The 11364-nt window shown below is 58.6% G+C and carries 9 protein-coding genes and 1 pseudogene; 1 reads left to right on the forward strand and 9 read right to left on the reverse strand.

Annotation, left to right across the window (positions count from 1 at the left end; all coding sequences use genetic code 11):
* From tpiA to rlmE, 5 genes are all read right to left on the reverse strand, one after another.
* Positions 1-753 (reverse strand): triose-phosphate isomerase (tpiA, locus tag ACIOUG_RS25525; protein ID WP_401069737.1); only part of this gene is annotated, 753 nt, incomplete at its 3' end.
* A 65-nt stretch (positions 754-818) separates the two neighbouring features.
* The gene (gene glmM / locus ACIOUG_RS25530) at positions 819-2156 is read right to left on the reverse strand and encodes a phosphoglucosamine mutase (protein WP_401069740.1); all 1338 of its coding nucleotides are present in this window, start codon (positions 2154-2156) and stop codon (positions 819-821) included.
* 16 nt (positions 2157-2172) lie between these two features.
* Positions 2173-3024 carry a dihydropteroate synthase gene (gene folP, locus ACIOUG_RS25535; protein WP_401069743.1) on the reverse strand — a complete coding sequence of 284 codons (852 nt, stop codon included), beginning with the start codon at positions 3022-3024 and terminating at the stop codon, positions 2173-2175.
* 8 nt (positions 3025-3032) lie between these two features.
* On the reverse strand, positions 3033-4940 hold the full coding sequence (gene ftsH / locus ACIOUG_RS25540) for an ATP-dependent zinc metalloprotease FtsH (RefSeq protein ID WP_401069753.1): 1908 nt from the start codon (positions 4938-4940) through the stop codon (positions 3033-3035).
* A gap of 202 nt (positions 4941-5142) precedes the next feature.
* Positions 5143-5772 (reverse strand): 23S rRNA (uridine(2552)-2'-O)-methyltransferase RlmE, encoded by a 630-nt coding sequence (rlmE, locus tag ACIOUG_RS25545; protein WP_003221536.1) that lies wholly within the window; start codon positions 5770-5772, stop codon positions 5143-5145.
* A gap of 101 nt (positions 5773-5873) precedes the next feature.
* Here rlmE and ACIOUG_RS25550 point away from each other — a divergent pair, with 101 nt between their 5' ends.
* A complete protein-coding gene (locus tag ACIOUG_RS25550) occupies positions 5874-6182 on the forward strand; it encodes a YhbY family RNA-binding protein (protein ID WP_003221534.1) in 309 nt (102 codons plus the stop codon).
* Positions 6183-6191: 9 nt separating this feature from the next.
* Here the strand turns inward: ACIOUG_RS25550 and ACIOUG_RS25555 are convergent, their stop codons facing one another.
* The 4 genes and pseudogenes from ACIOUG_RS25555 to carA all read right to left on the reverse strand — a co-directional run.
* Entirely contained in the window at positions 6192-6596 is a 405-nt protein-coding gene (locus ACIOUG_RS25555; RefSeq protein ID WP_401069747.1) for an MFS transporter, read from the reverse strand.
* A 28-nt stretch (positions 6597-6624) separates the two neighbouring features.
* Complete coding sequence (gene greA, locus ACIOUG_RS25560) at positions 6625-7101, reverse strand: transcription elongation factor GreA (RefSeq protein ID WP_003221530.1); 477 nt, start codon at positions 7099-7101, stop codon at positions 6625-6627.
* Positions 7098-10319, reverse strand: coding sequence for a carbamoyl-phosphate synthase large subunit (gene carB / locus ACIOUG_RS25565; protein ID WP_401069750.1), 3222 nt, complete (start codon positions 10317-10319; stop codon positions 7098-7100). Before carB ends, greA begins: the two co-directional genes overlap by 4 nt.
* A gap of 126 nt (positions 10320-10445) precedes the next feature.
* Positions 10446-11315: pseudogene (gene carA / locus ACIOUG_RS25570) on the reverse strand (glutamine-hydrolyzing carbamoyl-phosphate synthase small subunit); the annotation flags it as partial.
* Positions 11316-11364: the final 49 nt, after the last annotated feature.

The following is an 11364-nucleotide window of genomic DNA, read 5'->3' on the forward strand; positions in this document are numbered from 1 at the left end:
GGTTCCCGCGGCGCGACAAATCGCACCGAACGCATGTGCAGTCAGGGAGGCTCCAGCAATGAGCCCCCCATCGATATCCGGCATGCCGAACAGTTCGACCGCATTGGCCGCCTTCACGCTGCCGCCGTATAGAAGCCGCACACCTCGTGCGACTTCAGAATTCTCTGCCGCCAACTGCTCGCGAATGGCTTTATGCACATCCTGAGCCTGTTGCGGCGTTGCAGTCAGTCCGGTACCAATGGCCCAGACAGGCTCGTAAGCAATGACTGCCTTGGCAAAAGCACCAACACCCAGCTCCTCGATGATGCTGCCCAGCTGACGCCCGACAACTTCAAGAGTTTTTCCGGCTTCGCGCTGCTCGAGGGTTTCCCCTACACACAACACCGGAATCAAGCCACATGCCTGTGCCGCTGCGAACTTGCGGTTCAGCATCCCGTCTCGCTCGCCCATTATCTGGCGGCGCTCGGAGTGCCCGACAAGCACCAGGGAACAACCTGCATCCACCAACTGACTCGGTGCAATCTCACCGGTCAATGCACCTTGCATGGATTCCACCGCAGAGTTCTGCGCGCCGACCGAAATCGACTTGCCTTTCAAACCATCAATCACCTGATTGATATGCAAGCAAGGCGGGAATACCGCGACATCAACACCGCTAGGCAAGGCCAGATGACGAAGGCCGTTGATCAGCTCAGCGACGCTGGCGCGGGTACCGTGCATCTTCCAGTTACCAGCTACCATAGGGCGACGCATGCTGTACCTCGTCGGTCAAAGTGGGCGCAGATGTTACCCAACACAATCATGGCTGGCAAGCCGAATCAGGCAGAAACTTCACTTACCAGTTTTGCCAGTTCTTCGGCGTAGCTGCGAACCTGAGCTTCGTCCTCACCTTCGACCATCACACGCACCAACGGCTCTGTGCCGGACTTGCGCAGAAGCACGCGACCTCGACCCGCCATTGCCTGAGTTACACGCGCACTGGCTTCCTTGACAGCCGGGTGCTCAAGCGGGCTTTCGCCACCACCGAAACGTACGTTGATCAGGACCTGAGGGCACTTGCGCAACGCCTGGCGCGTTTGCGCAAGACCTTCATTGCGGGCCTTCAACGCCATCAACACCTGCAGTGCGGCAATGATCGCATCACCCGTGGTGGTGTGATTGAAGCAGACGATGTGGCCCGAGTTTTCACCACCCACCAGCCAGTTGCGCTCCAGCAGTTCGGCGATCACATAGCGGTCACCGACATTGGCACGAATGAATGGAATCGAGAGTTCTGCCAGCGCGAGCTCAAGCCCCAGATTGCTCATCAGGGTGCCGACCACGCCCCCCTGCAACTTGCCACGCTCGTGAAGATCGCGCGCAATGATGAAGAGCAGTTCGTCGCCATCGACGATGGCGCCGGTGTGATCGACCATCAACACCCGATCACCGTCGCCATCGAAGGCGATACCCAGATCAGCGTGCTCGGCAAGAACAGCGGCTTGCAGCTGCCCCATATGGGTCGAGCCGCAGTTGTCATTGATGTTCAGGCCGTTGGGCTGGGCGGACAGCACGACAACCTCTGCACCCAACTCACGGAACACGCTTGGAGCCACCTTGTAGGTCGCACCGTGCGCACAGTCGATCACGATCTTCAAACCGGAAAAGCTGGTACCGGTCGGCACACTGCTTTTGCAGAATTCGATGTAGCGACCGGAGGCGTCGTTGATGCGTGACACCTTGCCGATCTTGCTCGACTCGACCACGGTCATCGGGGTGTCGAGCAGTTCTTCGATCATCAGTTCCAGCTCATCAGGCAACTTGGTGCCTTTGCCGGAGAAGAATTTGATGCCGTTGTCGTCATGCGGATTGTGCGAGGCACTGATGACGATCCCGGCTTCAGCCTGGAATGTGCGCGAAAGATAGGCAATGGCCGGCGTCGGCATCGGACCGAGCAGCATCACATCGGCGCCGGCCGACGTCAGGCCGGCTTCAAGCGCCGATTCGAACATGTAGCCGGAGATTCTCGTGTCCTTGCCGACCAGCACCTTGCACGCACCCATCTTGCGAAAGGCCATGCCGGCCGCCCAGCCGAGCTTAAGCATGAAGTCGGGAGTGATCGGATATTCACCAACACGACCACGAATACCGTCAGTACCAAAATATTTCTTGCTCATAACTGCTCCATCATTCTTATTCGGCTGATTCCACGGCCGCGAGCATGCGCACCACGTCTACCGTTTCCGCCACATCATGGACGCGCAATATACGCGCTCCTTTGATCGTTGCCAGTGCCGCCAGCGCCAGACCACCATGCAGGCGCTCGCCTACCGGGCGGTTCAGCGCCTGTCCAATCATGCTTTTGCGTGATACACCGACCAGCAGCGGGCGACCCAGCGCATGCAGGGCCTCCATATGCTTGAACAAGCTTAGATTGTGCTGCAGGGTTTTGGCGAAACCGAAACCGGGATCAAGAATGATCCGTTCGGCCGGAATGCCTGCCGCTGCACAACACTCCATTCGCTCGACCAGAAACTCACCCACTTCCCGGGTAACGTCCTGATAGTGCGGATTGTCCTGCATGTCACCCGGCTCGCCGAGCATGTGCATCAGACATACCGGCAACCCCGTGGCTGCAGCGGCATCCAGCGCACCGTCACGGCGCAACGAACGCACATCATTGATCAACCCGGCGCCGAGCCGCGCCGTTTCGCGCATCACTGCAGGCGTCGAAGTATCGACCGAGATGACCACATCCAGCTCGCGATTGATCAGCTCAACGATCGGGGCAACGCGCTCCAGCTCTTCCAGCGGTGAAACCGCACGCGCACCAGGTCGGGTCGATTCACCACCAACGTCGATCAGCGTCGCACCGGCAGCCACCATCGCCTCGGCGTGACGCAAGGCCACGTCGAGTTGGCTATAGCGACCACCATCGGAAAAGGAATCGGGAGTGACATTGAGAATGCCCATGACATGCGTCCGGGCCAAATCAAGAACCCGGTTGCCGCAAGGCAACCGGGTCAGGGACTGTACAGAAGTCATTTCAAACCTTAAACGTCAGCAGCCGGACCGCCGATCGGTGTTTCCGGGCGCTCATCCTGGATCACTGGAGGCGGAGGCGTACCGGTGCCACCTGTCCAGTCACGCGGTTCGCGAGGCGTACGACCAGCCATGATGTCGTCGATCTGCTCGGCATCGATAGTCTCGTACTTCATCAGCGCATCGGCCATTGCATCAAGCTTGTCGCGGTTGTCCGTGAGGATCTGCTTGGCCGTGCCGTAACACTGGTCGATGATGCTGCGCACTTCCGAGTCGATCAGCTTGGCTGTCTCACCGGAGAAACTTGCATTCTGACCGCCACCACCGCGACCAAGGAACACTTCGCCTTCTTCTTCGGCGTACATCAGCGGACCGAGTTTTTCCGAAAGGCCCCACTTGGTCACCATGTTCCGCGCAATCTGACTGGCACGCATGATGTCGTTGGATGCGCCGGTGGTCACACCGTCGAAGCCCAGGGTCATTTCTTCAGCGATACGGCCACCGTACAGCGAGCAGATCTGACTGATCAGCGCACGCTTGGACAGGCTGTAGCGATCTTCTTCCGGCAGGAACATGGTCACACCCAATGCACGACCACGGGGAATGATCGAAACTTTGTAGACCGGATCATGCTCAGGCACGACGCGACCAACGATGGCGTGACCCGCTTCATGGTAAGCAGTGTTCTGCTTCTCTTTCTCGGACATGACCATGGATTTGCGCTCGGCACCCATCATGATCTTGTCTTTGGCCAGCTCGAATTCTTTCATTTCGACGATGCGCTTGCCGCTGCGTGCAGCGAACAGCGACGCTTCGTTGACCAGATTGGCCAGGTCGGCACCGGAGAAGCCCGGGGTACCACGTGCAATAACGGCCGGAGCAACGTCGTCACCCATTGGCACTTTGCGCATGTGGACCTTGAGGATCTGCTCGCGACCACGGATATCCGGCAAACCTACAACGACCTGACGGTCGAAACGGCCCGGACGCAGCAGCGCCGGGTCAAGAACGTCCGGACGGTTGGTCGCCGCGATCACGATGATGCCGTCATTCATTTCGAAGCCGTCCATCTCTACCAGCAACTGGTTGAGAGTCTGCTCGCGCTCGTCGTGACCACCGCCCATGCCGGCGCCACGGTGGCGACCGACGGCGTCAATTTCGTCGATGAAGATGATGCACGGGGCGTGTTTCTTGGCCTGCTCGAACATATCGCGAACGCGGCTTGCACCGACACCCACGAACATTTCAACGAAGTCGGAACCGGAGATGGTGAAGAACGGTACCTTGGCTTCGCCGGCAATTGCCTTGGCCAGCAAGGTTTTACCGGTACCCGGAGGACCGACCATCAATACGCCGCGAGGAATACGACCGCCCAGGCGCTGGAACTTGCCCGGATCACGCAGGAACTCAACCAGTTCGCCGACTTCTTCCTTGGCTTCGTCGCAACCGGCAACGTCAGCCAGGGTGGTTTTCACCTGGTCTTCGGAGAGCAGGCGTGCCTTGCTCTTGCCGAAGCTCATCGGCCCGCCCTTGCCGCCGGCACCGCCCTGCATCTGGCGCATGAAGAACATGAACACCGCGATGATCACCAGGATCGGGAAGCTGGCCACCAGGAGTTGAGTCCAGATGCTTTGCTGCTCAGGCTGCTTGCCTTCAACCACAACGTGGTTGTCGACCAGGTCGCCAATCAGGCCATTGTCCTGAATTGCCGGACGAATGGTCTTGAAGCTGTCGCCATCGTTGCGCTTGCCGGTAATCACATAGCCGTCAACGGCTACGCGCTCGACCTTGCCATCCTTGACCTGCTGGATGAAGTCGGAATAGTTGAGGGTCTGCGGCTCGTTAGGGATGGAGAAGTTGTTCATCTCCGACACAAGGACTGCCGCGATGATCAACCACAGGATCAGATTCTTTGCCATATCGTTCAATTAACTACCCTCTGAAGCAAGCTCCGCTACTGGCGCGCGCTTCGCATGATATTCACCGGCCTAACTTACTACATTACCTACAACTCTGGCAGGCGCCGTCTGTAACCCTTTGTGAAACACTTTCTACACAATATTCGCTTATGCACGCGGGGCAAAATACGAAAAACCTATCACCCCGGCAAAAAAACTCGTTTTACTCATTACCGCCGCGATAACCCCAAGCCAGCATATATTGCTCGCGGGAGCTGCCACGGGAAGAATCCGGCTTGATCATCTGGATCTTGTCGAATTTCTTGCGAGCATCCTTCAGGTACACATCAAAGCCTTCGCCCTGAAAGATCTTGATCACGAAATTACCACCCGGCTTGAGAATCCGCTCCGCCAGATCAAGTGCCAGCTCGCAAAGAAACATGGCTTTCGGCATGTCCACTTCAGGCGTACCACTCATATTGGGGGCCATATCGGAAATCACAAGGTCCACCTGCGAATTACCCACGGCTTCAAGAATCCGCGCGAGCACTTCGTCCTCGGTGAAGTCACCCTGGATGAAGGTCACGTCCGGGATGCTGTCCATTTCCAGGATGTCAGAAGCGATCAGACGCCCCTGACCACCAATCAACCGGCTGGTGACTTGCGACCAGCCGCCGGGCGCCGCGCCCAGGTCGACAACGCTCATGCCGGAACGGATCAGCTTGTATTTCTCCTGGATCTCCAGAAGCTTGTAACTCGCACGCGAGCGGTAGCCATCCTTCTGCGCCTGTTTCACATAAGGATCGTTGACATGTCGTTTCAGCCAACCAAGGCTTGTCTTGGAACGCGCCATTGGGCACCTCGATGATAAGGGTCGTGATTAATTGGGCGGATCCACGAACCCTCGGGTAAAATGGCCGCCATTTTACAGAATCCAGACGAAAGGGTCAGATTATGCCGCTCACTCCAGAGCAGAAGAAACAGTACAAATCCATTGGCCACCACCTGAAACCAGTTTTGACGGTGGCGGACAACGGTCTGACTGAAGGTGTATTAGCCGAACTTGAACGCGCCTTGGCGGATCACGAGCTGATCAAGATCAAGCTCAACATCCTCGATCGCGAGTCGCGCCTGGCGCACATTGCAGAACTGTGCAAGGTCGGCAAAGCTGACCTGGTTCAGGTCATCGGCAAGATGGCACTGGTTTACCGCAAGAACTTCAGCGTCAACAAGCAGCTGTCGAACGTTCATCGCTTCAAGTGATGACAAGGGTCAAGGGTGTGCTTCGCGCACCCTCCCACTCCATCCCGGCAGCGGTTGCAACACCAGTACCAGACCGGAAAAGCCCAGCACCAGAAAACTGAATTCCTGCCAGCGCTGCGCTTGCGGCCAGCCGACACGCACGGCGACAAACATCGCACACGCATACAACGCCATCAGCAACACCTGCCCGCGAAAATCCCGCCATAGACTGGCAAGGCCATCGGCCTGTACCAGCACCAAAGCCTGAAAAATCACGCATGCGGCAGCAAAACCCACCACCGGCATTTCGAACGCATCGGCAATCTCATCAATCAGCAACGGTGCCAGGCCAATCTTGCCCAACACCGCTCGCAAACCGAGATGAATCAACCAGAAGCCGCCGACCCACAACATCTGGGCCAGCTGCCAAAGCATGGCGCCCGCACGTAGCGGGCGCCTGCCTTCAGATGTGACGGACTTCGACAATCTCGTACTCGATAACGCCACTCGGCGTTTTCACGGCGACCACATCACCCTCTTCCTTGCCGATCAAGGCACGGGCCAATGGTGAGCCGACCGAAATCTTGCCGAGTTTGAAGTCAGCCTCATCCTCACCCACGATGTGGTAAGTGACGCTCTCATCAGTCTCGACGTTGGCGATTTCGACGGTAGTACCGAAGATCACTTTGCCGGTGTGCGGGATAGTCGTGACGTCGATGATGACCTGATTCTGGATCCGGCCTTCGATGTCACGGATCCGCGCCTCGACCATGCCTTGCTGTTCGCGGGCGGCATGGTATTCGGCGTTTTCCTTCAGGTCACCCAACTCGCGAGCCGTACCGATGTCCTGGCTGAGCTTCGGACGAACGACCTTGGTCAGATGAGCGTGTTCTTCTTCCAGAGCTTTCGCGCCCTGGACGGTCATTGGGTATTTGATCATGCCTTCAATCCTGCGTGTAGATCCTGCAAGCGGCGTACGGTCTTCTCGGGACCGAACTTCAGCGCTTCACAGATAGCCTCGCCCGCAGCAATGGTGGTGGTGCAGTAGATCTTGTGCTGCAGGGCATTACGACGAATGGAGTAGGAATCAGCGATCGACTGACGGCCTTCAGTGGTGTTGATGATCAGCGTGACTTCGTCATTCTTGATCATATCGACCACGTGCGGACGACCCTCGGTCACCTTGTTCACACGGCGCACTTTCAAACCAGCAGCTTCGATCAGCTTGGCAGTACCGGCAGTGGCGACCACTTCGAAGCCCAAGTTGATCAGATCACGGGCCACGCCTGCAACCAGCGGCTTGTCGTCGTCACGCACGCTGATGAACGCGGTGCCGCCGGTCGGCAGCACTTCGCTCGCGCCCATCTGGGCCTTGGCGAATGCTTCACCGAAGGTGTCGCCGACGCCCATCACTTCACCGGTGGACTTCATCTCTGGGCCGAGGATCGGGTCAACGCCAGGGAATTTGGCGAACGGGAACACCGCCTCTTTCACGCTGTAGAAGTTCGGGATGATTTCCTTGGTGAAGCCGATTTCCTTCAGGGTCTTACCAGCCATGACGCGAGCAGCGATCATTGCCAGGGAAACACCGATGCACTTGGACACGAACGGTACGGTACGCGAAGCGCGCGGGTTGACTTCGATGACGTAGATGTCTTCGCCCTGCAGCGCCAGTTGCACGTTCATCAGGCCGACAACGCCCAGTTCCAGGGCCATTTTCTTGACCTGTTCGCGCATCTCGTCCTGAATGTGCGCCGGCAGCGAGTAAGGCGGCAGCGAGCACGCGGAGTCACCGGAGTGAACGCCCGCCTGCTCGATGTGCTGCATGATCGCGCCGATCACCACGTCTTTGCCGTCGCAGACCGCATCCACGTCCATCTCGATGGCGCAGTTGAGGAAGTGGTCGAGCAGCACCGGACTGTCGTTGGACACTTGCACCGCATCACGCAGGTAGCGCTTGAGTTCGTCTTCCTTGTAAACGATTTCCATCGCGCGGCCGCCCAGTACGTAGGACGGGCGCACCACCAGCGGATAACCGATTTTCGCGGCAGCACGAACAGCTTCGTCTTCGCTGCGCACGGTGGCGTTTGGCGGCTGACGCAGGTTCAGGCGCTCGACCATTTGCTGGAAGCGCTCACGGTCTTCGGCACGGTCGATGGCGTCAGGGCTGGTACCGATGATCGGCACGCCAGCGGCTTCCAGAGCACGCGCCAGTTTCAGCGGCGTCTGGCCGCCGTACTGGACGATCACACCTTTCGGCTTCTCGACGCGGCAGATTTCCAGCACGTCTTCCAGGGTTACCGGCTCGAAGTACAGCCGGTCGGAAGTGTCGTAGTCGGTGGAAACGGTTTCCGGGTTGCAGTTGACCATGATGGTTTCGTAGCCGTCTTCGCGCAGTGCGAGGGCGGCGTGTACGCAGCAGTAGTCGAACTCGATGCCCTGGCCGATACGGTTCGGACCGCCACCCAGAATCATGATCTTGTCACGACCGGACGGCGCGGCTTCGCACTCTTCCTCGTACGTCGAGTAGAGGTAAGCGGTGTCGGTGGCGAACTCGGCGGCGCAAGTGTCAACGCGCTTGTAGACCGGGAACACTTCCAGCTTTTGACGGTGAGTACGCAGGTTCTTCTCGGTCACACCCAGCAGTTTGGCCAGACGCTGATCGGAGAAGCCTTTGCGCTTGAGCTTGAACATCAGGTCGCGGTCGATGGCGGACAGACCGAGGGTCTTGACCTTCTCTTCGTCCTTGATCAGGTCTTCGATCTGCACCAGGAACCACGGGTCGATCATGTTCATGCCGAAGATGTCTTCGACGGTCAGGCCGGCGCGGAAGGCGTCCGCCACATACCAGATACGCTCGGCACCCGGCACGGTCAGCTCGCGCTTGAGGATGCTCATGCTTTCCGGGTTGCTCAGGTCGAGCTTCTCGTCCAGACCGCAAACGCCTACTTCCAGACCGCGCAGGGCTTTCTGCAGGGATTCCTGGAAGGTACGGCCGATGGCCATGACTTCACCGACCGACTTCATTTGAGTGGTCAGGCGTGCGTCAGCGTTGGCGAATTTCTCGAAGGCGAAACGTGGCAGCTTGGTCACGACGTAGTCGATCGACGGCTCGAAGGACGCCGGGGTCTTGCCGCCGGTGATGTCGTTCGACAGTTCGTCGAGGGTGTAGCCCACCGCCAGTTTGGCCGCGACTTTGGCGATCGGGAAACCGGTGGCTTTCGAAGCCAGTGCCGAGGAACGCGATACACGCGGGTTCATCTCGATCACGACCATGCGGCCGGTGTCCGGGCAGATACCGAACTGCACGTTGGAACCGCCGGTCTCGACGCCGATCTCGCGCAGTACCGCCAGCGAGGCGTTACGCAGGATCTGGTATTCCTTGTCGGTCAGGGTCTGTGCCGGAGCCACAGTGATCGAGTCACCGGTGTGCACGCCCATCGGGTCGAAGTTTTCGATCGAGCAGACGATGATGCAGTTGTCCTTTTTGTCGCGGACAACTTCCATTTCATATTCTTTCCAGCCGATCAGCGATTCGTCGATCAGCAGCTCTTTGGTCGGCGACAGGTCCAGACCGCGGGCGCAGATTTCTTCGAATTCTTCACGGTTGTACGCGATACCACCACCGGTGCCGCCCATGGTGAAGGACGGACGGATGATGCACGGGAAGCCCAGACGCTCGAGGACGGCGTTGGCTTCTTCCATGCTGTGGGCGATACCGGAACGCGGGCATTCCAGGCCGATCGACTTCATGGCCTTGTCGAAACGCGAACGGTCTTCAGCCTTGTCGATGGTGTCGGCGTTGGCGCCGATCATTTCCACGCCGAACTTTTCCAGAACGCCTTCGCGCTCCAGGTCCAAGGCGCAGTTCAGTGCAGTCTGGCCGCCCATGGTTGGCAGCACCGCATCCGGACGCTCTTTTTCGATGATCTTGGCCACGGTCTGCCACTTGATCGGCTCGATGTACGTGGCGTCAGCCATGTCCGGGTCGGTCATGATGGTGGCCGGGTTGGAGTTCACCAGGATGACGCGGTAACCCTCTTCGCGCAGGGCTTTACTGGCCTGGTCGTCGGAGTAGTCGTATTCGCAGGCGTTGTAGATATAGTTCGGGGTATCGGGGAGAATCAGGATGCTTTTAATGTCTGTACGTTTTGGCATGGGTTTGTCACTCAAATCCGCAGGTCAGTCGGCAAGCCGTCTTGATCGATTTCTGAAACCCTGAGGGGCGCCACCGGTGTCGGGGCCGCCCTCGAGGGCTTCTCGCTACAGTCTCAAGGCGAACGCTTAGCGTCGCTTGGCCATCTCGTTGATGAAGCGGTCGAACAGGGGCGCCACATCGTTCGGGCCCGGGCTCGCTTCAGGGTGGCCCTGGAAGCTGAACGCGCTCTTGTCGGTGCGCTCGATGCCTTGCAGGGTGCCGTCGAACAGCGATTTGTGGATCGCACGCACGTTGGCCGGCAGGGTCGCTTCGTCAACCGCGAAACCGTGGTTCTGGCTGGTGATCATCACGACGCCAGTGTCCAGATCCTGTACCGGGTGGTTGGCACCGTGGTGGCCGTGACCCATTTTCAGGGTCTTGGCGCCGGAGGCCAGAGCCAGCAGCTGGTGGCCAAGGCAGATGCCGAATACCGGGATCTCGGTTTCCAGCACTTCCTTGATCGCCTTGATCGCGTAGTCGCAAGGCTCCGGGTCACCAGGGCCGTTGGACAGGAACACGCCGTCCGGCTTGAGTGCCAGCACGTCGGCCGCCGGGGTTTGCGCCGGCACCACGGTGACGCGGCAGCCGCGCTCGACCAGCATGCGCAGGATGTTCAGTTTGACGCCGTAGTCGTAGGCAACCACGTGGTACGGCAGCTCGGAGGCTTCGATGGTCGCGTGGCTGTCGGTCTTCAAGTCCCAGACAGTGGAGCGCCACTCGTACTTTTCCTTGGTGCTGACGACTTTCGCCAGATCCATGCCCTTCAGTCCCGGGAAACCTTGCGCGGCGGCAATTGCAGCTTCTTCGGAGATGTTGTCGCCGGCCATGATGCAGCCGTTCTGTGCGCCTTTTTCACGCAGGATACGGGTCAGGCGACGGGTGTCGATACCGGCGATTGCCACAACATTGTTGGCTTTCAGGTAGTCGGACAGGGACATCGTGTTTAGCGTTTTTCTCGATTCCTGATGTAGTTTAAGGTTTTAAATTCTAGTTTTCCTTATGATT

This window comes from Pseudomonas sp. NPDC087803, from assembly GCF_044742995.1.
Taxonomy (GTDB): domain Bacteria; phylum Pseudomonadota; class Gammaproteobacteria; order Pseudomonadales; family Pseudomonadaceae; genus Aquipseudomonas.

Excerpts from the sequence above, each read along its gene's own strand:
- rlmE (WP_003221536.1), bottom strand. The coding sequence starts at position 5,772 with ATGGCGCGTTCCAAGACAAGCCTTGGTTGGCTGAAACGACATGTCAAC.
- ACIOUG_RS25555 (WP_401069747.1), bottom strand. The coding sequence starts at position 6,596 with ATGCTTTGGCAGCTGGCCCAGATGTTGTGGGTCGGCGGCTTCTGGTTG.
- folP (WP_401069743.1), bottom strand. The coding sequence starts at position 3,024 with ATGACTTCTGTACAGTCCCTGACCCGGTTGCCTTGCGGCAACCGGGTT.
- greA (WP_003221530.1), bottom strand. The coding sequence starts at position 7,101 with ATGATCAAATACCCAATGACCGTCCAGGGCGCGAAAGCTCTGGAAGAA.
- ACIOUG_RS25550 (WP_003221534.1), top strand. The coding sequence starts at position 5,874 with ATGCCGCTCACTCCAGAGCAGAAGAAACAGTACAAATCCATTGGCCAC.
- glmM (WP_401069740.1), bottom strand. The coding sequence starts at position 2,156 with ATGAGCAAGAAATATTTTGGTACTGACGGTATTCGTGGTCGTGTTGGT.
- ftsH (WP_401069753.1), bottom strand. The coding sequence starts at position 4,940 with ATGGCAAAGAATCTGATCCTGTGGTTGATCATCGCGGCAGTCCTTGTG.
- carB (WP_401069750.1), bottom strand. The coding sequence starts at position 10,319 with ATGCCAAAACGTACAGACATTAAAAGCATCCTGATTCTCCCCGATACC.